Genomic DNA, 22,383 nt, shown 5'->3' with positions numbered 1-22,383 from the left:
CCTTAATCAAATTCAATGTCCATCGACTGAGCGCCACATGTATTGCCGCGTCAGTCGGTTTAACTCAATAACGGCTTACCCACCAATAGAAGCAAGGTGTTGAGTCACACCTGTAATGCCTTGATGTAAAAAGTGGGTTTCTTTTTTCTGCGCTAATTGACCGTGTAAGCGGCTAATTAATTCATCTCGCTGCGAAGGGTTTTGTATTAAATCGCGTAAATCGACGCCATTTTCAGTAAACAAACATAAATGTAATTTACCCTTTGCAGAAACTCGTAAGCGGTTACAGCTGGCACAGAAATTCTTGGCGTAAGGCATAATTAATCCAATACGACCTTGATAATCTGCATGGCTGAAGTTTTGCGCAGGACCATCATCAACACTTGGCAAGTCATATAACCAGCCTTCTCGCTCAAGTTGTTTTTTAATGTCTACACCCGCCAAATGATGCGCATTGAAGTAGTCGTGACCTAAACCGGTTTCCATTAATTCAATAAAACGTAAATCAATAGGCGTGTTTTTAATCCACTGTAAAAAACGCGGTAAATCTTTGTCGTTTAAGCCTTTCAATAATACGGCATTGACTTTAACTCGCTCAAAACCCGCTTCAAGAGCCGCGTCAATACCGCGCATTACTTGGTCGAACTTATTTTCGCCAGTAATTTGATAAAACATTTTAGGATCTAAGCTATCAACAGACACATTAATGCGCCGTAAACCTGCGTCATACCATTCTTTGGCATGTTGCTGTAAACGGTACCCATTGGTGGTCATCGCTACGGTATTAATATTGGGATTGTCGGCAACGATCCGCACAATATCTGTGAAATCCTTGCGTAGAGTGGGCTCGCCACCAGTGATACGAACTTTTTGTGTGCCTACCTCACCGAAACCGGCAACCAGATTTTCAATCTCGTTGAGGGTTAAGAAGGTAGGTTTACCATCCGGACGATAACCGTCGGGTAAACAATAAGTGCATTTGAAATTGCAAACATCAGTAACTGACATCCGCAAATAGTGAAATCGTCGACCAAAGCTGTCTTGTAGTTGGGACATGTTAACCTTTCCAAGTGTGGGAGGTGAGTGCATTTCTTTACTCACCCCGGTGGCAAAATTACCACGGCTAACTGCCCATATCATTGACGTAGGGCAAAAAGCTCGGAGAACCGTCAGATCCAATTATAGGCCTAAATACCGTTTTACAAATACCCCTTTAGGTGAATATCTTAGCTTGAAAGACTATATCGTTATCTATTTGTGACTCGACTCACGCTAACAAGATTGAGTTTGCCACTGTGACAAACGTTCATTTTGCGGTAAGGTGAGTAAAGGATAAACGATCGTTTACTTATTTTAATCGTTATAAAAAACAATAAACCCGCAATGAACGGGAAACTTTGAAAGGTGAGAAGATGGAACGCGAGTCAATGGAGTTCGACGTAGTAATTGTCGGTGCTGGCCCTGCAGGTTTGGCGACCGCTTGTCGTTTAATGCAAATATCTAAAGATGCCGATAAAGAAATCACTGTTTGCGTGGTAGAAAAAGGCTCTGAGGTTGGTGCTCATATTTTATCGGGTGCCGTATTTGAACCCGATGTACTGGACGAATTATTTAATGATTGGCGTGATTCAGACATCCCGCTAACCACCAAAGTCACTCATGACGAAATCTACCTGCTAAACTCAGAGACAAAATCTCGCTTAATGCCCAACAGCTTAGTGCCTAAAACAATGCACAATGATGGTAACTACATTATTAGTGTGGGTAACTTAGCTCGCTGGTTAGCCAACCGAGCTGAAGCCATGGGCGTAGAGATTTTCCCAGGTTTTGCAGCCAGTGAATTACTGTTTAATGAAGATAACAGCGTTAAAGGCATTTTAATCGGTGATATGGGTGTTGGCGAAAATGGTCAACATAAAGACAGCTATATGCCGGGTATGGAATTGCATGCCAAATACACCGTATTTTCAGAAGGCTGCCGTGGCCATTTAGGTAAACAACTGATCCAAAAATACCATTTAGACAATGGTAAAACGCCACAGCATTATGGCTTAGGCTTTAAAGAAATTTGGAAAATCCCTGCAGAGCAACATCAACAGGGTAAAGTGGTTCATACCGGTGGCTGGCCTCTCGTGGATGGCTCATCTGGTGGTGGATTCCTGTACCACATGGAAGACAACCAAGTTGCTGTAGGGTTAATTATTGATTTAAACTATAAAAACCCTCATCTCAGTCCATTTGATGAGTTTCAACGCTATAAAACACACCCAGTGATTGCCGAAACATTAACTGGCGGTGAGCGCTTATCCTATGGTGCTCGCGCCCTTGCCAAAGGCGGCTTAAATTCATTACCTAAAATGAGTTTTCCTGGTGGTTTAATCATTGGCTGTAATGCGGGTACGCTTAACTTTGCCAAAATCAAAGGCACGCATACGGCAATTAAAAGCGGTATCATCGCGGCAAAAACCTTAGGCGAAGGCTTAATTGCCGGGCTTGAAGGCGGCAAAGATCTCGACTGCTTCCAAGACCGCTTCGAAAAAAGCTGGCTACATGAAGAGCTTTATAGCTCGCGCAACTTTGGTCCTGCAATGCATAAGTTTGGCACGCTAATCGGTGGCGCCTTTAACTATATCGACCAAAATTGGTTTGGTGGCAAGTTTCCGCTGACGTTTAGAGACACGACCCCAGATTACGCCACGATGGGCTTAGCTAGCGATTACAATAAAATTGACTATCCTAAACCTGACGGCAAGTTGAGTTTTGATAAGTTATCGTCGGTATATCTGTCGAATACTTTTCATGAAGAAGATCAGCTGTGTCATTTACATCTAAAAGACCAAAGCATCCCAATATCGGTTAACTTAGTTAAATTTGATGAACCCGCGCAACGTTACTGTCCTGCCGGGGTTTATGAAGTTGTTGAAGCAGCCGGTGACAAAAAGTTTGTCATTAATGGGCAAAATTGCATTCACTGTAAAACTTGTGACATTAAAGACCCAAGCCAAAACATTACCTGGGTCACACCAGAAGGCGGCGGCGGGCCAAACTATCCAAATATGTAAGCGAACCAATAGTTAAAATATTGGCACAGTCAATAAAACGCACTTAAATATAGGTGCGTTTTTTTTGTTTTATCGACTATCATTACCCACATAAAATCAAAACAACCTACACCAAAAGGCTATTTTGCTGACTGAATCAACTTAGCAGCAAAATAACTATCAATTTATTGCCATTGTGTCCGATATATCATAGAGATACTCCCAAGAGGCTGTTGTAGATGAATACACTTACCATTAAGCAAAAAATATTACTGACCGTGACGGTTGCTGTATTGCTATCCACGATCTTAGTCGGATTATTAAGTCAACGAAGTGCAAAACAAGTTGTTGAACAGCGGATGCTAAACTCGGAAATGCCAAGTTTACTCATGCAAATTCGCAATGAAGTTGACCTCGAAATAAGTAGTTTAATGAATGCGGCGGAGCAACTAGCCAATAGCCGAATGTTGCTTGGATGGCTTGAAAATGGTCGCCCTGCAGACCAAGAAAACCTTGTTATCGCAGAACTTAATAATATAAAAGATCAATACGACTTAGCTCAAGCATCTTACGCCGACCGTGAAACCGCGGCTTACTATACACAGGACGGTTTTTTACGGGTATTAAACCCTGAGCAAGACGGCTGGTTTTTTGACTATCGCAATAGTAAACAAGAGCGAATGCTGAATGTGTTCACCGAAGCGAATGGTGAAGTAAAATTATTTATCAACTATCAGCAACCTAATGGTCGTGGTCTTGTTGGTCTAGCAAAATCGTTAGATGATATGGTTAATTTATTGGCTTCATTTAAAATAGAAGACACTGGGTTCGTATATTTAGTTGATGCCAAAGGCGACGTTAAACTGCACCAAGACACTCGTAAAGTGGGTAAATCTAAACTCAGTAACTTGTACCCTAACGCCAATACTAACCAACTACTAAACAAAAATGACTTTAACTTAGTTAAAGCAGAAGTAGATGGCCAGCACATGTTAATTGCCAGTAGCTACATTAAATCAATGGATTGGTACTTGGTCGCTCAAGTACCTGAAGCAGAAGTATTTGCCCTGCTACAAGAGTCGGCTTATCAGATATTATTATGGACCGTACTCATCGCCGCGGTATTTATTGCTATTTCAATTGCCGTCGCGGGTTCGGTTAGCCGTCCAATTGCACATATTGCCGAGCTATTTCGTAACATTGGTGAAGGCGAAGGTGATTTACGCCAAAGATTACCCGTTAATGGCGATGACGAAATTGCCCAGCTTGCCCGAGGCTTTAATAGCTTCATCAGCAAAATCCAAGATACTGTAGTCGAAGTTGCCAAAACCAGCGAACAACTAGGTTTATCGGCACTTGATGTATCAAACCAATCTAATCAAACATTAGCTGATAGTCAGTTACAAAAAGACCGTACCATCATGGTTGTTACTGCCATTAACGAAATGGGCGCTACGGTTAACGAAATTGCTAGCAATGCAGCTCAAGCCGCTGTCACCGCTCGTGATGCTGATACTGAATCCGTTGATGGCCAAAAAGTGGTCACTCGAGCGCGTTCGACTATCAATCAATTGTCTAAAGACGTTGAACAAGTCGGTGAAGTGATTGAGTCGCTAGCGACACACACTAAATCAATTGGCAGTATTTTAGATGTTATCCGTGCCATTTCAGAGCAAACCAACTTACTGGCACTGAACGCAGCCATTGAAGCCGCTCGCGCTGGAGAAGCTGGACGAGGCTTTGCTGTGGTTGCAGATGAAGTACGTAACTTAGCTTCTCGCACCGCAGCATCAACTAACCAAGTGCAAAATATGATTGATAAGCTTCAATCAGAAACCAGTCGCGCAGTTAATGCTATGGAGCAATCTCGTAGCCGCTCACTCGAAGGTGTTACAGCTGTCGATGAAGCAAGCCAGTCGTTAAGTGGTATTAGCGAACGTATTGCGCTAATTAGCGATATGAACATTCAAGTTGCTGCCGCCACTGAAGAGCAATCTACCGTGGTTGAAGACATTAATCGTAATGTGACTGAAATCAACGATATCACTCTACGAACAGCAGATACCGCTCACGCGGCTGCAAATGCGAGTAAATCATTGAATCAGTTAGCCAGTCGACTAGATGTCTTAGTAGCCCGCTTTAAAGTGTAATATCTTTAGAAATCGCTTTAACAAAAACGCCACTCATTTGAGTGGCGTTTTTATTTCGAGTTCGGGTTACTTAATAAACCGGATAGTGAGCGGATATTGGTAAGCTATGCCATCGTTGGCTTTAATAATAGCGATAATAGTACAAATAATATCAAGCAATGCTAGAGCTGCTAATAGTATTACTCCCACGCCAATCAAAATTAATATTGCTGACACCATGGCATATATCATTAAGCTCAATTTAAAATTAAGACAGTTCTTGCCGCATTGATTGGCAAACTCAAATTCATCACGCTTCATTAACCAGACAATTAAAGGGCCTAAAACACTTCCTAGCGGAAACACATAACCGGCAAAACTGGCAGCATGGATCAATAACCCCATATCTTTGGCTTGCTTGCTAACTTCGACCATAGGTTCATTCATTTGATATTCCTTATCATGTTGTTTTTATCATATTGTTCTTATCATACCGGGAGACATTAACTGGCGTTGCCATATAAGCGCATTGCCCAATCTTCTATACTTTGCTGATCCAACCGGCGTTGCAATGAATTAACCCAACTTTGCGCTAAGCCTTCGCACTCAAGCAATGTCTGATATTGCTCTGCATCAAATTCAGCTAAAAAATAAATCTGCATCACTTTAGCCACACTGATATCCGTTTTTCTTTCTAGCAAACAGATACTGTCACTCGGACGAATGTCACCTTCAGACAACACTCGATAAAACCAGCCGCACATACGACTTTCTTGCATGGCTAAGGCAAATTTAGGATGACCAAACTGTAGGTTGAGTTTGAAACACGGTGAACGAGGTTGTGTAACTTGCAAGGTGACATCACCAATTTGGATGATGTCACCAATATTAACCTGTGCTTCATTAAGGCCAACGGTACTGATATTTTCACCCATTGAAGGTGTATCACGAAACGTAGCCATTAAATCCCAGCGGCGATATTGGCCATAATGCTCACGCGGAAAATGATGCAACACTCTATCGAGGCCGCCGTGATGTTTAGGGTCGGCCTCACGATTGCCTATTACGTGGTCAAATTGCACGGTCAACTGCTTAGCGGCATGTTTTTGGTTAATACAACTGGCAACACCGTTATGCATTTGCACTTGGTCGCCTAAATACAGCCCAGAAATACTCTTTACCAATAGCTTACTCATCCAGCATACCCTTGCTTAAGCATGATTATAGAGTGCCAATATACCCAATTTTCAGACAAAAAAAAGCCTTACTGGGGAAGAGTAAGGCCATAAATAAAATGGGAGATAATATAGCAAAAATAATAGCTAAAAATGGTCTGAACCATTCGACGCTATAAAAGTTGTTTAGACGGGCTCATCATATAGGCCAACAATGACACTAAAATGACAAAGCAATATTATTTGAGTTATCCGCACACACTTAACAAATGCACAATGTTCGCCTGCAAACCTTAACTTAACCCGTGTTGGGCTTAGGTTAGATACTGCTTAAGTGCCTTACCAGGAATAGAGCTTTTAGTGGCTACCGCAAATGATGCCCACAACGCACCTTCATGCATAGCATCAGTAATAGACATTTGCTGACATAAACCATGAATAACGCCTGCGGCATAGGCATCGCCAGCACCAGTCGTGTCAACCACATTGGCAATAACGGCTGGCACATGTTGTTCTCCAGCATTACTGTACACCATCGCCCCTTGGTCGCCATCTGTCACAATAAAGTGTTCCAATGCATCACCAGCAATAGCCTGAGCAAACCGCCATGGGTCCTGATTGCAACGACCTTGCATATCGGTAATTGAAGCGATCAACACATGACAAGGACGATTACGTTCATCCTTGGCTAATTGCGATATCACTTTACAGTTAGGGTTATACGCCATCGCATCCGCCGCCCAAGCGCCAGCACCTTTGGCCGATGAATTAATATAAAAAGCATCCCAATGTTGCCAATCTGGTGGCGCAGGAAGTTCAAAAACAGGTCGCTGAGGTCGAATAATGGTTCGTTCACCATCAGGCGTCATCACCAGTAACATCTCACACGTATTACCAACAAAACGATGTACCAAACGACAATCAAGCCCTAAGGTACTGGCTTTAGCTAAAATCCAGTCGCCTATGTCATCACTACCGACTTCACTTACTAGTGAAACATTATGTTGAGCCCACACTAAACCTAATCCCGTGTTTGCGCCGCCACCACCTAAACGCAATCCACCATCCTGATAATGAAATCGACCACCCGTTTGTAAGGGCTTATCAAGCATTAAAATGCGATCACAATTGATATTGGCAAGCAAAAGAATATTGGCCATGCAACTCACCTAAAAAAGCGTAGATAAAAAGAGTCTTGAGTATAACAAAAAGGCCGTGATAATCACGGCCTTTGCTAATCTAAACAAGATTACATATCCGTTGCGCCAAGTGGTTGTCGTAATTGGGCGCGCACATTGTCCATGCCGGAGTAAAACTCCTTCATCATCAATAACCCCAACATTTTGCCATTATCAGTTACGATTAATTCGTCTGGATTAACTGGGTCATTTTTAATGGCTCCCATGGCTTTCATTGAGGTCATTTCTTTAAACAACGCAGTGTCTAAATTAACGTAAAAAGTGTCACGGAAATATTTACGCGATAAACGCCCCGAAAACATACCCAGCAAAAAGCGATATTGCATCACTTCTTTTAGCTGGTATTTTTTCTGTTGCTCAACCGCCATACGACCTTCAGCAATACGTTGTTGGTATTTTTTCAGTGAAAAGGTATTCACATATAGCGTGTCATTTAAAAAGCTAAATGAGCCAGAACCTACACCGAGGTATTCATCATAATCAATAACATACTCATCAAAACCTTCGTCATTGGTTTTACCAAACGCCCAAGCTGATAATTGGGTATATTGTCCGGTTAAAGTATTTAAAATTTGGCGATACTGATCCATCATTTCGCCCTGAGGGGCAGCTAACGTACCTTTAACACTCTTACGAGTTTGATGGGTGATCATCAATGGATAAGTGGTAATTTGGCGCGGGTCGAGTTTAGACGCCATATCCAGATCGGACTGGATAATCTCCTTGGTTTGGCCACGAAAACCAAAAATCAAATCCACGTTAATGATCGGAAATAGCTCTTTAGCCGCCATAATATTGTCAAAAGTTTGCTGACCTGAGCCAAATTTATCTAAGCGGTCGGTCATTTTTAAAATGCCATCATCGAAGCTCTGTACCCCAATTGACATTCTATCTACTAGGCCTTTTAATTGCTTAAATTCAGGATTAGCCAAATGCTGCGGATCAGACTCACAAGAGACTTCTTTAATGCCAGGAAACAGATTTTTTGCATGTTCGATGGTACGAGCTAACTCATCTTCAAGCACGGTGGTCGTGCCACCGCCAATGTACATTGACTCAAACTCATAGCCTAAATCTTTGGCCATTTGAATCTCTTTGCGCAGCGCGACAAAGTATTCGCGTGCTTTATCTTCGCGGAATAAAAAACGGTGGAAAGTACAAAACGAACACAAGGTATGGCAAAACGGAATGTGCGCATACAACATGTACTTTTTACCCTCAACAGGCTTAGGCATGCGGTCTGTAGAAATAGTGTCTAAACGTAAATTTTTATCCACATAATACTGCATGACCCGCTCCATAGAGCTAATCATCCAATTGGGGACGGTAATATTAGATTGATAAGGTTTAATCAACTCCTGGCTGGCTGACTGAATTATTGAAGACATAAAAAATCCTAACTGAATGAGCCCTGAGAGCAAAACCATTGAATAACACGCGCTAATAAAACACGCATACCGTAAGCAGAAAAACAAAATATCACTTTAGAGATGGCTAAAATGTGAGGTAGCTAATAGATATGCAAACTAGCACGGTTATCATCGCTCATTTGTTAAGCAGATCATGTTTTAGACATTGCTGTTTAGCAATGATGAAAGGATTATCACGGGAATAAAACAACAATAAACAGCATTGGAAATATTAACTCGCGTTTATTAAAGAGTCACGAGTATTACGCATCAACTAATTTAAATGAAATCATAAACAGGGCTTGCTGATTAGGGTACACAGTTTGTATCAGCTGTTTTAACTCAACCAATGGCAAACTTTCTTGAGTAGCATGAAACTCGTTAATATCATCAAATGCTAATGGCTCAACGGCCAAAATAATGATATCGCACACCTTAATATGGTTTTCGAGCGTAAACACTTCAACCTGGCTGCCAGGCCGATAATCATTTTCGCTGGCATCACGAATAGTAATCGTCTTCTGCCCTGATGCGACTAACGGCGTTAAAAACTCAAAAAAAGTAATATGTGTGGGGGCTGTCATCATTGGTAACCTTCATTCACACTATGACGTGCCCTCTAGGAGCACACTCGTTAAGCTCAAATCCAAATTATAACCTAGCGCACTCGCCAGGGCTTTGATCAAAGTAGCGTTTAAACTCGCGACTAAATTGAGCCGTACTTTCATAACCCACCTGAGTTGATACCTCTTTTACTTTTAGATTTTGCAACTGTAACAACGCTTTGGCTTTATTAAGGCGAATCTTTTTTAAATATTGTATTGGTGATGAAGCGGTAACTTCTTTAAAGCTACGATGGAATGCCGACGGGCTCATATTCACCAAGCTTGCTAATGTGTCTACTTCAACTGACTCACCATAATGTTTATGAATGTAGTTAAGGGCTTTTTCTACCCTCGATAAACGGGTATGACTTAACGACAACGCATAAAGCGGTGCTGCATTGGGGGAATCCAATAGGCGATATAACAACTCAAGCACTAACGCCTCGCCCATTACTTTTGCTTCTAACGGCGACTGCAACGCTTGTAATAACCGAATAACACTGCAATCCATATCTTCAGTGTTATCAGCAACAAAAAAGCCGCTCTGACGCGATTCGTTTAAATCTTTAGGGATTTGATGATGCTCATCCATTAAACGAATAATGTAATTGAGTTGTACTAAATCAATATCAACCATCAACACCAACACAGGTTCTTCAATACTGGCAAAGGTTTCACATTCTACTGGCAATGGCACTGTCATCACTAATGAGCGTTGGCGATCGTATTCAAAGGTTTGATTGTCTAAATAAACCCGCTTTTTGCCTTGGCCGACAATAAGCACCCCTTGCGAATAGCACATTGGCCCGCGCGCACCATATTGTGAGCTGCGAAACACATGCACGCCAGATAAATGCGTATCATTGACCCCTTCTTTTGGGGCCAACAGTGCCATTAATGTTGCTATCTCACTCATACCCTTCCCCTCAGAAAAACCTATGGTGTCGATACTACCAAAAAAGCAGTAAAAGGTATTAAAATTATCAATAAATAACCATATTCACACAATAAAGATAGGAATAGGCATGAACACGACAGTTCTGTGTATGTTTATTTTGACTCAAAAGGCTATCATAGCCACATGATTTATCGTTGCTGTTGTGTATCATCAATCTATTTACATCATCAGTCACTTATTTGTTTCATCGCTAAACCAAAAGGCACCAATTATGCTTAATTTTGATTATCGTAACCCTACTCATGTTGTTTTCGGTAAAGACCGTATTGCAGAGTTAGACCAACTTGTCCCAGCCAATGCGCGAGTATTAATCACTTACGGTGGCGGCAGCGTACAACGTTTCGGCACACTAGATAAAGTCAAAGCAGCATTAGGTAACCGCACAGTATTTGAATTTGGCGGTATTGAAGCTAATCCTAAGTACGACACACTGATCAAAGCAGTTGAAGTTGCTCGTAAAGAAAACATCGACTTCTTACTCGCTGTTGGTGGTGGTTCAGTGATGGACGGCACCAAATTTATCGCCCTTGCAACTCAGTTTGATGGCGACACGGCAAGCTTATTACATCACGGCTTTACACCAGTTCCAGTGGCGAATGACAAGGTTATTCCACTTGGCGTTATTGCTACCCTGCCGGCTACGGGTTCAGAAATGAACGCCTTTGCAGTCGTAAGCTATCAAGGTGGTAAGTTCCCAGTAAATCACCCATGTGCCTACCCAACATTTGCCATGCTTGATCCTGAATTAACGTTCAGCTTACCAAAAATTCAAGTTGCAAACGGTGTTGTCGATGCATTTGTGCATGTGCTTGAGCAATATGCGACTTACCCAGTTGATGCCCGCGTACAAGACCGCATGGCAGAAGGTATTATGCGTACCCTCATTGAAATTGGTCCTATCACTGTTGAAGAGCCAACGAACTACGATGCCCGCGCTAACTTAATGTGGAGTGCAACATCTGCCCTAAACGGCATGATAGGCACTGGCGTGCCATTAGATTGGTCTACTCACATGATTGGACATGAGCTAACTGCGCTATTCCATATCGACCACGCACAAACGTTAGCCGTTGTATTGCCATCACTATGGCGTGTGCTGAAAGAGCAAAAACACGCTAAATTAGTGCAATACGCAGCACGTGTTTGGGATATCACTGAAGGTGATGAGGCTAGCCGTGTAGATCAAGCCATTGATAAAACAGAGGCTTTCTTCAAGCAAGTGGGGTTACCAGTACGTTTACGCGATCACGGTGTAACGCAAGAACAACTTAGCCTAGTAGTAGATGCTTTAGAAGCACACGGTATGACGGCATTATCTGAAAGCGGCCAAGTCGATTTAGCTACCAGCCGTAAGATTTTAGATATGGCGTGGTAATAGTGCTTACAACCTAGGCGATCAACCCATTCATCGCTTAGGCTTGAGCGGCTACATCCAAGACTATGACTAACACTAAACAAAAAGGGGCTTAACAATGACTATCATTGTTAAGCCCCTTTTTGTTGTGCCTAAAAACGCTGCGCATTAGCACTATTAACGAGAAATGGGTACCGTCGGCTCGAAAAGTGGAGAAAAAAGTGGAGAAAAACACAAGGATTCGGCTACGCAATGTCTATGTTATTTGTGATGTACTAACGCTAATACTAATGCGGCGTAACGTTTGAGAATAAATTCATCACAACGACACCGACTAAAATAAACGTCATACCAACCAGCGCACCTAAATCGAGTTTTTGCCCATACATCAACCAAGCGATAGCTGTAATTAACACAATACCCAACCCAGCCCACGTGGCATAAGCAATACCAACAGGAATACCTTTTAGTGCTAAGGATAAAAAATAAAAAGACAACACGTAGCCCACAATAACTACGATTGAAGGCGCTAATTTTGAAAATCCATCACTGGCTTTAAGCGCAGAAGTTGCCACAACTTCAGTTAAAATGGCCACACTCAAAAATATCCAACTTTTCATTTTTCACATTTTACCAAGACAAAATAGCCCGCAAGTATAAAGATTAAACAATAAAAATACAGTCTAGTATTTTATATATCCTTCTGAGTCACTGTACATTTAACAACCACACAATAGGTTGCTAACATTGCCATTTTTAATCGATAACATTGTGGTTCTATGCAGAAATAATTGAGCTGGAATTGATGAGCGAGAAGTCACTATTACCGTTTAAGAGATAACATTAAACACACAGCCAGCATAAGCTAGCTGTTGTGGCTCGCAGCACCTTCAGCTATAAGCAAAAGAGAACCTCAATGTAATTAGCAATTGGAACAATCAGTGAGGGTTATAAACAAAGCTACACGCCCATTTCAACGGCTTTTTTAGGCGTGAAACTACTGCCTATTGAGGCAATAATCACCAAACCAATGGCAGACCACTGTAGCAAGGTTAATTGCTCACTTAAAATAATAAATCCAGCCAATGCAGCAATCGCAGGTTCTAAACTCATTAGCACGCTAAAGGCCTGTGTTGGCATATTTCTAAGAGCGATCATTTCCAAAGAATAAGGTAAGGCGCTAGATAACACCCCTACCAATAAACCAAGCGGTAACACTTCCCAGCTAATTAACGCTAAGCCTTGGCTTACAACGCCAACCGGCACAAGCACGATGGCAGCTACGGTCATACCTAATGCGACAGTAATACCACCAGAAGCTTGCTTGCCTGTGCGAGTGCCAAATAAGATATAACCAGCCCAACACGCGCCTGCACCTAATGCCATTAATGCACCAACAAGATCAAGTCCTTGCGAGCTAGATAAATCAGGCAGCAACAGTAAAATCCCTGCAATGGCGCAAGCAACCCAAAACAAATCACTTTTTCGCTTAGAGCTAAATAAAGCCACTGCCAAAGGGCCGGTAAACTCAAGCGCAACCGCAATCCCAAGCGGGATCCGTTCAATGGCCAAGTAAAACAGGATATTCATCCCGCCTAAGCACAGGCCATAAATAATAATACTCTGCCAATCTCGGCCTTGGGGTAATGCTCGCCATGGACGAAACACCAACCAAAGTACGGCAGCCGCAAAACCTAAACGTAATGCAGTAGTGCCTTCAGGCCCAACCAAGGGAAAAAGTTGCTTTGCTAAAGAAGCGCCGGATTGAATGGTCACCATAGCCAGTAAAACACTACCAACTGCGGTCAGAAGTACACGATTGATTTGCATCTACAATACGCCTAAAAATGAAAAAGCTAAGTGCCGGCATTCTACCTGAGCCACGTCAAACCCTGCAGTATTTATTATCATCATGCACACAAGTCATACCATTGAGTGAATCGCGGTAATCTCTCATAGCTTCAGAGCTTTCATAGGGCGTTTATCTGTTCATTTACTAATACTAAGTCACGATAACAGGCGACATAAGGAAGGCTCGAGCTTTACGCGGGGTTATTTATTTTACGGTGTTTGTAAAAATTTAATAAACTCGATCTTACTGTCGGTTATTGACCCATTATCCTCATAACCGCAGATTTGATAACCACTCGCGATAAGCATCTGTAACATGGCAGGAAATTGATTCATCGATTTAACACTAATAGATTTAAAGCCATTATCAATCGCCCAAGACTCTTGAATAAGTCGCAGCTGAGATGCAACTTTCATGTTGCGATGCTCAGGAACTACACCGCCTAACCAGCTGTAAAACTGACCATCAGATAACGTATAGCCCACTTTAAACCCCACTGGCTTGTTATCTAATCCTGCCACTAAAATCAGATAGTTTTTGCCTGCTAATCGGTTTTCGATAAGGTCCACAGACATTGCTTTTTCAAACTCTGGAATTTGCGCTAATACCGCCAAAATATCTGATACCGTGCCTGAGCCAAACTGGTATTTCATGAGTCCACCCGTATATGTTTAACCATGTCATCCACTTTCATCGTTAAACTCATCATGGATAATAATGTGTAAAAGCGTATTGCAATCAATCAACTGGTTAGCTAAAAATCCAATCATTCAATAATCTACCAGGCATAAAAGCAAAGGTGCCCGCGACAATGAGACCACCACAATACAATATAATCATGCTTCGTTTATGCCCCCGAACATTGCCTTTTTTAATATAAAAATAGCCCGCAGGAACAACGTAAAGCGTTAGAAGACTTAACAAATGAATATAGCCAAAGTGATTCAAAAAGCGACTTCCGAGTTGAGCAGGCATAAACAGTGACACGATGGCAGTGAACAACATCAACACCATATAAATTTTGCCTAATGCTTTGTGTTTAGGCGTACCTTTTCTAACAATAAGTAAATAAGTGCCAATGAAAAATGCCGGCACTACAGTGACTAAATGCAGATAAGATAAATTGATGTAATCCATTTGTTTTTATTCCCAGTTCATTACGTTGATGCTTGCAGAATTATTTAGCACGACTATGTAGCACAGAGATCATGACGTGGTTAACATTAATCCCAACATACCAAGACCAAAACCAAATACAGCTCCCATTGGCGGTGCCCAACGTTTTTCTAGTTTTACCTGAGGAGCCAAATCTTGAAATATGGAGTAGAGAATACCGCCAGATGCGAAAAGCATCACTGCCGCAATAATTTCTGGTGACTCTGATAACCACAAATAACCACACATTGCAGCTATGGGACCCAGCATTGCCATTAAACAAAACATGATGATTATTTTTTGGGGTTTATACGCAGAAGATGCATTTAATTCACGGTAGGCACTAAATCCTTCTGGCACATTTTGTAACGCGATTAACGCTGCCAATAAGAACGCGTTGTTACTCCCTGTCGCAAATGCAGCACCCAAAGCGATTGATTCTGGAATAAAATCTGCCAGCATGGCTGCTAGTTGAGAGGCTGGGGTATCTATTTTGTTAAGGTAAATATCAAGGGCCATAAAACTCAGTCCACCAGCCATAAGCCACATACAAGCAGGTAATGGCTTAAGACTCGCTATGCCCTCTGGCACCAAAACCAAAGCAACCGCTGACAATAAAGCACCGCCGCCAAAAGCCATGACACTGTGCCTAAATTCCTGTTCGAGCCACTCACTGCTCACGTTCTCAAAATGGGCAATTAAAGCGCCTAATGGCATAGCCAAACCAGCAAGCAGTGTGGTTGCTAAAACAGTTAGCAGCAAAGACATGTTTTAATCCTTTAAAAGGTATAACGCCGCAGTAATTTGCCATAATCGGTTTAAGCCATACAATCATGGAACCATTTTTGGCCATAATAAGTGCAGCGAATGCACAAAAAATGCTAGAGATTTAAGCCAGGTTTTATGTTTATTATTGCTCAAGAGCCTGATGAAATGCTTTTATGAAAACATCATAGTCTTCAAACTGGGGGATATGACCCAACCCATCCAACTCAATCAGTTTTGAACCTTTAATCAGTTTCTGAGTATTAATACCCAGATTTTTATAGTCGCCTAATGTTCTGGTTACGCCTTCTTTTAACCACCCTCTACCTGGGCCGGTTTTATCTCTGGTGCCAATAATAAGTACTGTTTCATTGTTAATTTGTGAAAACCTATCGACAATGTTTTCTGAAAAAATCGGGCCGTAAGTTAAGGCATTATTCCAAGCAACAACTTGCCAATCATCCCCAGCAAGCATTCCTCTCACAGGCTCTAACAGCTTCTCGTATTCGCTTGACCATTTGCCATCATAATAATTTTTCTTCTGATAGTTTCTCGCTTTCTCGAGTGTTTTAGCGAGCTCATTTTTATAGAAAAAGTTAACATCTTTAAACTGCACATATTTGCCGTAATCTTCTAAACCAATAGGGTTAATCAGAATCAATTTATTAACCGCACTAGAATAATTAGCCGCTAATGTAGTCGCTAACATCCCGCCCATTGAGTGACCAACAAGATCAAATTTTTTGATATCTAAACTGTCCAATAATAACTTGGTATTTAAAGCTAATTGGCCGAAACTATACTGATAAGCATTTGGTTTTGAAGATTTACCAAAACCGATTTGATCTGGAATAACGACTCGGTATTTTCTTTTTAGCAGGTCATTGGCAATCCTTTCCCAGTAATAGCCTGAAAAATTTTTACCATGCAACAACACGATGACTTTGTCTGCATTTTTATCACCAATATCCATATAACGCATTTTTAAATCTTTATTTTGCGAGTTAACATTAAATGTTTTAACTTCAAAGGGATAATCAAACCCATCTAACTCTTTATTATACTTAACCGGACTTGCAGCCAATGCCTGTGATACCACCGCAAATAGCGTCATTAATACCAAACAAAATTTCTTCATATTACCCTCATTCAAATAAATCATTCACAAACAACAAAACGCACCATGACAGCCATTTTGATTTAAAACAACCTCGCTTTTTTCAACCGTAAACCTACATCTCTTGTCGAACTTGGCCATAAGCTAACATCGCAAACAGCCCTGTACCGCCAATGATGTTACCCACTAACATAGGGCCGATATGGTGCGACAACGCAGTAAAAAAATTCATTTCACCATTAAGTACCAAACTAAATATTTCATTAGACCCGGCAATAACGTGAGTAAATTCTCCAGCAGCAATGAGCCATGTAAACATAATAATGACCAACACTTCAGACCCTTTGGCCGAGGGTAGCATCCACACCAGTGCGGCAATAAAAAAGCCTGCTGGTATGCCGCGCATTAATGTCTCTGAAGGCGTTAACTCTGCAACATGGCGAGATATCTGGAGGATAGCGGTAAGGATGTCTTCTGTCAGTATGTTACCGTGCACGACAATTGCCGCCGTGAAAAACGTGCCAACAAAATTTGCTGCTAACACAATTCCCCATAAGCGAGCGGTGCAAACAAGAAGATGTTTTGTGGTGTTAGCGAGTAGCGGCAGCACCACGGTGATGGTGTTCTCAGTAAAAAGTTGCAGCCTTGCGAGAATGACTAAGACAAAACCAAAAGTGTAGCCAAGGCTTTCGATGATAGACAAATAAGGATGATCGGAGCCTATGTTGCTGCGGATAATACCTTCGGCCAAAACAGACGCTGAAATGCCGATACCAGCCGCTATTCCTGACCACCACAACGACATCAACGGCCGATCGAGTTCTTCTTGACCTTCACGCAAAATAATAGAATAAACCGTAAGCGATGAAAGACTGCCATGTTCAATCACTGCATCACGCTCAGATTCTGTCAGCGATATCTCTGGTTGCGTCGGCTGACTCTCGCGTACTTCACGCATCTCAACCTTGTCGCCACACTTTGAATCACTGGTTATTGTCGATTGGGTATTTTCGGTCTGTTCCGGTCCGTGCAGTGTCATATTGATATCCTTTTCTGGCTTAAATTTAGCTTGAGGTCCCATTTAAGTACATAAAGAATAGATGCTTTATATCATCAATTCAACAAACGTTGCCGCCTCACAAATGACCTATCAATACATTATTAATAAGTCATGTATTGATTGTCTACTGCGATGCTTATTGAACCTCTACTAGGATTAACCGATGGAATAAGTAAATCCAAATCAAAATTATTGCCAAAATTCAAAGCACACTTGTCATTTACTAGCCGAATAAAAACGGGTTAATTTCACGAATTATGATTATTAATTACCATTTTTGGGTAACGACTGATAAGCACTTTTTACGGTTTCATACCCATATATACGCTCTAATTTTCGCACAATAAAATGACCTCGGGCCATATCTTGAAAGTGATCAATAAACAAAGTGTTGATTATGGCACCGCCTGCCGCACCGATAGCAGGTACAGCTTGTGCCGCTGCTTTTTGAGTCACTTGAACACCAAATTTTTCAGCGATTTTAGTAATAAGTTTGACTAAAATAGGCGCGGCTTCATCGGTAATACCTTTTTTGACCATAAACTCAGCAGCTTCTGATACCGATTTTGCTAGGGCGGCTCTTACTGCAAAATATCCCGATTCACTACCATCATCTAAATCACTTTCGCCCCCTAGTGCGAACACCTCTAAACAAGCCATTTTTGTTTCCAGAGTGGTAATCAACTCACCTTCACTACGAGCAATATCAGCTATAGAACGCAACATGATTGATGTCGAAATAGGAAGTTCAACCGCTATTGCAGCCAAGCCAAAGAAACCACCCACACCACCACTAGCAGCAACGCCTAATTTATGCCAAAGATTAGATGATTCTTCTCCGGGAATATCTTTCATAGTAAAGATTGCCGCTTCAGATGCTTTAATTAGCGACTTTTCGGTCACTTTAGCGATATTTTTATTCCAGTTATCCGGTAGAAGCGCTAACCCTTTCTCAATAGGGGTACCGATTAAATTGGTTATTTTTACCGCTAGACCAGGATTTTCTAATAGTGATTTAGCAACTAAAAGCTCTTTTTTATGTGATTCTGAAATATTCAAATAACCCCCTTAGTTGTGAAGTAACGTAGTGCTGCGATTGTGTTTTGCACCTCAAGAAGCGCTTATCACCAATTTGAAGTAAAAGGACATTGGTTGCAAATCAACTTAACGCGCTTATTCGACAATATTCCCACTGCGCCATTGTATTCAAAACAGCGAACACGGCTTTAGCCTTAGACAGCTCAGGTTAATTTGGCAAACAAATAGTGTTGTGGACTTCATAAATGATGGGAAAAATGTTGCTAGGAATTATTTATCTAACGCGGGTAAATAGCCACGACCTTCTTTAGGCAAATTACTCACGCCTTCAGTGGTGTCATTTAGCGAACTGCCATAATTATCACGACAGTAAACACACGGGCTCATTTTATTCACAAAACGACCCTTTTTGGTATATTTCCTCAAATATGCGTGTGAAATATCTACATTACCTCGATGTAATTCAACGACATTACCCACTTTTTGTCTTAAATCACTTATAGCTGCATCTTCTGCGCACATGTTGTCATTGGCACAGCCCCAGCCGATGACTTCTTTGCTGGGATCGCGGTGTAAATATTTAGCCGCGGCCCAAGGGCCACCGTGGTGACCGGTTGGTTTACCATCAGGGAAATTTGAGGGCCTATTGGCCAGCTCGTATGCAATACGTTCAAGCTTATCGGCTGGGGCTCTATCACAGAGAGTGTCATGAAACGCAGGACGCGCTGTGGTGACAAAATAATTATGATTATGGCTTATTTTTAAGTCGCGGCAATGGGCTGAACCTTCAACTTTATTTATGCTTTCTATTTTAGCGATAGCATCACTGCAAGCTAATATTTGGTCACCCACATTCAGCTCTACAGCCTTTATCCATTCCTTTGTAATAAGGTAAAAACGATGTGCTTCGACAACAAGCATCGACGTTTCTAATTCACCTATAGAATATTCAATCTCGATCATATCTTCTGCAACACTTCCACATAGTTTTTTAATCTGGTTAATTTCACGACTCACAAAATTAATTTTAAACAATGACTGGCTAGAAACCGGCCTCTTATAAAAGCTCAACTAAAGAAAGCAAAACTAAACCATATGTTAAACGTTCGTCTACGAAACCGACCATACGGCCAGTTGATTAGCAAGCTGGATTATCTTCGATGCCAGGTCAGCAAGACATATTGCGCCATAGAAAAGTGCTAACGAACGACTTCAATGTTAACGTCAATTAAACCACTAGATATATTGCCAATACTGCTGAAGGCAGACTTTGAAAGATCAATGATGCGCCCTCTAACAAACGGACCACGATCATTAATTTTAACGATAACACTCTTACCATTGTGGGTATTGGTCACTTTTACATTAGAACCAAATGGTAGCGTTTTATGCGCAGCAGTTTTTTGATTATGCTGATAGATATCACCGCTTGCAGTCTTGTTGTTTTGATGTATATCACTATAGTACGAGGCTTTACCTGACTCAGTGAAACCGATCATATCTCCACTACCTGATTGGATAGTAGAACAACCTGCCAATATAAAGGCAAAGAGTAAAAATTGAATATTTCGAGAAATGGCTACCATTATTTGTCTTTTAGTTTGGTCACATAACAAGCCTATAGAGCGACTCATTTTCTAGTAATTTAATAATATCCTGCACACTAACTGAGTTTGAACAGTGATTCAAATTAAACCGCCATCATCTACTGCAATCAATTCGATTCATTACCTGCATCCCAAAACTTATTAATGTACCTGCAGCAATAAAAAACACCTTGTTAGTTACCCAACAAGGTGTTTTATCTCTGCCATCAACCTGGTGCATTAACACCAGAAAGCAGGGCTACTCTTTGTATTTTAAACTGCCATCGGCTTTGATTTCGTCGTACCACACATTGTGGTGCTGCGAAGCCCAGTTTTCGTCACAATAGCCAGATACCATACACTCCATACCGCCTTCACTGAGTACGGTCGCCATCCAAATATGTACGATAGTAAATGCGATTAGAATCGTCGCACTTAAGCCATGTACAAGTAAGGCGAGCATTGACAGTTCGCGAGGTAAATCCAGTGTTGGAAACACTAACATTATGCCTGTTATGCTGATGCTTAGACCAAAAATAGCTAAGGTCCAAAACCACATTTTTTCACCCGCGTTAGCAAATCCACTGTCTGGATGTTTGCCTTTAAACGGACCAAAATTAATGTAGCCACCCACCACTAAAAACCATTTCAAGTCATACATTTTGAAGGTTTGTAGTGGCATCCATTTGATAACACACAACAGCCAAGACACCATAAAAATGGGGCTAGACCAGTCATGGGCAAACTTGCTAAAGGCGATGATCCCAGCCCAAATACCGTCACCGACATAAGGGGCTAAGAAATGGCGTCCGAGCATAATGATTATACCGGTCAGCATCATGATTAAGCATGAAACGGCCATAGTCCAATGTAACCAGAGATCACTTTTACTCCAACGAAGTACCATTTTCCCCGAAAAGCCTTTACTCAGTTTAGATGGACCATTAACGAAGTAAAACACTAAAAAGGCTGCAAAAACACCGACAACGGCTAAGCCGAGTGCGGGTTTCAGGTAGGTATTTCGCAATATCTTGCCTTCATTACCCGATACATTTATCAGAACATCAGCATCAAGGCCTTTGTCTGTACTGTATCCCGGTTCGCCGGCTTTTACTGCGCGCCAGAGATCTGCATCACTGGTTTTAGACTTTGCTTGTTGCTGACTTGATTGTTCATCGGCGGCATACACCATTGATGTAACCAACCCCAATCCCATACACAGAACCAACAGAGCAAACATCCTGCGCAGTGATTTGTTTAACGTTAAAGTTAACATTGTCACTCCTTATATGACTGCGAAAATTATCGCAGCCATTGCTCTGGGTTAGATCATTTCGCCTGTTTTAGGATTGTAGCCCCAAATTACATTTGGATTACCGCGTGCAGCCATACGTTGACGGTAAATGTCAGACACTATGCCTGCATCGCCGGCTAACAATGCTTTGGTTGAACAAAGCTCTGCACACATTGGTAATTTGCCTTCTGCAATACGGTTTGAACCGTATTTTAGACGCTCGGCTTCTGAATGATCTTCTTCTGGGCCACCAGCACAGAAAGTACACTTATCCATTTTGCCACGGCTACCAAATGCAGACTTCTTAGGGAACTGCGGTGCACCAAATGGGCAGGCATAGAAGCAATAGCCACAACCGATACAAGTATCTTTGTTATGTAGCACAATGCCGTCTTCGGTACGGTAGAAACAGTCGGCCGGACATACAGCCATACATGGTGCATCGGTACAATGCATACATGCTACTGAGATTGACGCTTCTCCTGGTTCACCATCATTAAGCGTTACCACGCGGCGACGCTGAATACCCCACTCTAAAGCAGAGTCGTTTTCGTTTTTACATGCTGTGACGCAACCGTTACACTCGATGCAGCGTTTGGTGTCACACAGAAATTTCATGACTGCCATAATGGCTTATCTCCTCATC

Annotated in this window: 22 protein-coding genes and 1 riboswitch; of the genes, 3 read left to right on the top strand and 19 right to left on the bottom strand. The window is 41.8% G+C overall.

What is annotated here, in order from left to right; translation table 11 throughout:
* Positions 1-75 precede the first annotated feature (75 nt).
* Positions 76-1,056, bottom strand: a complete 981-nt coding sequence (gene moaA / locus HNW13_RS22605) for a GTP 3',8-cyclase MoaA (RefSeq protein ID WP_101087429.1) — start codon at positions 1,054-1,056, stop codon at positions 76-78.
* Positions 1,044-1,176: riboswitch (molybdenum cofactor riboswitch) on the bottom strand. It overlaps the preceding gene by 13 nt.
* Positions 1,177-1,412: 236 nt before the next feature.
* Between moaA and HNW13_RS22600 the strand changes: the two genes are divergently transcribed.
* The gene (locus HNW13_RS22600; protein ID WP_101087430.1) at positions 1,413-3,062 is read left to right on the top strand and encodes an electron transfer flavoprotein-ubiquinone oxidoreductase; all 1,650 of its coding nucleotides are present in this window, start codon (positions 1,413-1,415) and stop codon (positions 3,060-3,062) included.
* A 218-nt stretch (positions 3,063-3,280) separates the two neighbouring features.
* Positions 3,281-5,191 (top strand): methyl-accepting chemotaxis protein, encoded by a 1,911-nt coding sequence (locus tag HNW13_RS22595; RefSeq protein WP_192116481.1) that lies wholly within the window; start codon positions 3,281-3,283, stop codon positions 5,189-5,191.
* Positions 5,192-5,257: 66 nt separating this feature from the next.
* On the opposite strand, the gene HNW13_RS22590 is transcribed toward HNW13_RS22595, so the two are convergent.
* The 6 genes from HNW13_RS22590 to HNW13_RS22565 form a co-directional block, all read right to left on the bottom strand.
* Positions 5,258-5,605 (bottom strand): DUF4870 domain-containing protein, encoded by a 348-nt coding sequence (locus tag HNW13_RS22590; protein ID WP_192116504.1) that lies wholly within the window; start codon positions 5,603-5,605, stop codon positions 5,258-5,260.
* Between the two features lie 68 nt (positions 5,606-5,673).
* A complete protein-coding gene (locus HNW13_RS22585) occupies positions 5,674-6,366 on the bottom strand; it encodes an MOSC domain-containing protein (RefSeq protein WP_192116480.1) in 693 nt (230 codons plus the stop codon).
* Between the two features lie 293 nt (positions 6,367-6,659).
* Positions 6,660-7,505, bottom strand: coding sequence for a PfkB family carbohydrate kinase (locus HNW13_RS22580; RefSeq protein ID WP_192116479.1), 846 nt, complete (start codon positions 7,503-7,505; stop codon positions 6,660-6,662).
* Positions 7,506-7,594: 89 nt separating this feature from the next.
* Positions 7,595-8,932, bottom strand: a complete 1,338-nt coding sequence (locus HNW13_RS22575; protein ID WP_192116478.1) for a coproporphyrinogen III oxidase family protein — start codon at positions 8,930-8,932, stop codon at positions 7,595-7,597.
* 284 nt (positions 8,933-9,216) lie between these two features.
* Positions 9,217-9,537 carry a N(4)-acetylcytidine aminohydrolase gene (yqfB, locus tag HNW13_RS22570; RefSeq protein WP_192116503.1) on the bottom strand — a complete coding sequence of 107 codons (321 nt, stop codon included), beginning with the start codon at positions 9,535-9,537 and terminating at the stop codon, positions 9,217-9,219.
* Positions 9,538-9,604: 67 nt separating this feature from the next.
* Positions 9,605-10,474, bottom strand: coding sequence for an AraC family transcriptional regulator (locus HNW13_RS22565; RefSeq protein ID WP_101087437.1), 870 nt, complete (start codon positions 10,472-10,474; stop codon positions 9,605-9,607).
* A 253-nt stretch (positions 10,475-10,727) separates the two neighbouring features.
* Between HNW13_RS22565 and HNW13_RS22560 the strand changes: the two genes are divergently transcribed.
* Positions 10,728-11,891: an iron-containing alcohol dehydrogenase gene (locus HNW13_RS22560; RefSeq protein ID WP_162021998.1), complete on the top strand. Its 1,164-nt coding sequence runs from the start codon at positions 10,728-10,730 to the stop codon at positions 11,889-11,891.
* Positions 11,892-12,157: 266 nt separating this feature from the next.
* Here HNW13_RS22560 and HNW13_RS22555 read toward each other — a convergent pair whose 3' ends face one another.
* From HNW13_RS22555 to fdh3B, 12 genes are all read right to left on the bottom strand, one after another.
* Positions 12,158-12,490, bottom strand: a complete 333-nt coding sequence (locus tag HNW13_RS22555) for a multidrug efflux SMR transporter (protein WP_123778653.1) — start codon at positions 12,488-12,490, stop codon at positions 12,158-12,160.
* 340 nt (positions 12,491-12,830) lie between these two features.
* Entirely contained in the window at positions 12,831-13,700 is an 870-nt protein-coding gene (locus tag HNW13_RS22550; protein WP_192116477.1) for a DMT family transporter, read from the bottom strand.
* Between the two features lie 231 nt (positions 13,701-13,931).
* Positions 13,932-14,375 carry a GNAT family N-acetyltransferase gene (locus tag HNW13_RS22545; protein ID WP_101087443.1) on the bottom strand — a complete coding sequence of 148 codons (444 nt, stop codon included), beginning with the start codon at positions 14,373-14,375 and terminating at the stop codon, positions 13,932-13,934.
* 97 nt (positions 14,376-14,472) lie between these two features.
* Positions 14,473-14,859, bottom strand: coding sequence for a DUF2306 domain-containing protein (locus tag HNW13_RS22540; RefSeq protein WP_192116476.1), 387 nt, complete (start codon positions 14,857-14,859; stop codon positions 14,473-14,475).
* A gap of 69 nt (positions 14,860-14,928) precedes the next feature.
* Positions 14,929-15,645, bottom strand: coding sequence for a divalent cation transporter (locus HNW13_RS22535; protein WP_101087445.1), 717 nt, complete (start codon positions 15,643-15,645; stop codon positions 14,929-14,931).
* Positions 15,646-15,787: 142 nt separating this feature from the next.
* Positions 15,788-16,756: an alpha/beta hydrolase gene (locus HNW13_RS22530; RefSeq protein ID WP_243756379.1), complete on the bottom strand. Its 969-nt coding sequence runs from the start codon at positions 16,754-16,756 to the stop codon at positions 15,788-15,790.
* Positions 16,757-16,874: 118 nt separating this feature from the next.
* Entirely contained in the window at positions 16,875-17,798 is a 924-nt protein-coding gene (locus HNW13_RS22525) for a formate/nitrite transporter family protein (protein WP_192116474.1), read from the bottom strand.
* Positions 17,799-18,083: 285 nt separating this feature from the next.
* Positions 18,084-18,878 carry an EcsC family protein gene (locus HNW13_RS22520; protein WP_192116473.1) on the bottom strand — a complete coding sequence of 265 codons (795 nt, stop codon included), beginning with the start codon at positions 18,876-18,878 and terminating at the stop codon, positions 18,084-18,086.
* Positions 18,879-19,127: 249 nt separating this feature from the next.
* Entirely contained in the window at positions 19,128-19,820 is a 693-nt protein-coding gene (locus HNW13_RS22515; RefSeq protein ID WP_192116472.1) for a polymorphic toxin-type HINT domain-containing protein, read from the bottom strand.
* 236 nt (positions 19,821-20,056) lie between these two features.
* Positions 20,057-20,443 (bottom strand): septal ring lytic transglycosylase RlpA family protein, encoded by a 387-nt coding sequence (locus HNW13_RS22510; RefSeq protein ID WP_182744137.1) that lies wholly within the window; start codon positions 20,441-20,443, stop codon positions 20,057-20,059.
* A 259-nt stretch (positions 20,444-20,702) separates the two neighbouring features.
* Positions 20,703-21,719, bottom strand: coding sequence for a formate dehydrogenase subunit gamma (locus HNW13_RS22505; RefSeq protein WP_101087450.1), 1,017 nt, complete (start codon positions 21,717-21,719; stop codon positions 20,703-20,705).
* Between the two features lie 48 nt (positions 21,720-21,767).
* Positions 21,768-22,364, bottom strand: a complete 597-nt coding sequence (fdh3B, locus tag HNW13_RS22500) for a formate dehydrogenase FDH3 subunit beta (RefSeq protein WP_101087451.1) — start codon at positions 22,362-22,364, stop codon at positions 21,768-21,770.
* Between the last annotated feature and the right edge of the window lie 19 nt (positions 22,365-22,383).

Origin of the sequence: Shewanella sp. BF02_Schw (assembly GCF_014596695.2) — a bacterium.
In the GTDB taxonomy this organism is placed as follows: domain Bacteria; phylum Pseudomonadota; class Gammaproteobacteria; order Enterobacterales; family Shewanellaceae; genus Shewanella.
The sequence above is the reverse complement of the archived record's forward strand: the minus strand, read 5'-3'. Positions and strand labels throughout refer to the sequence as shown.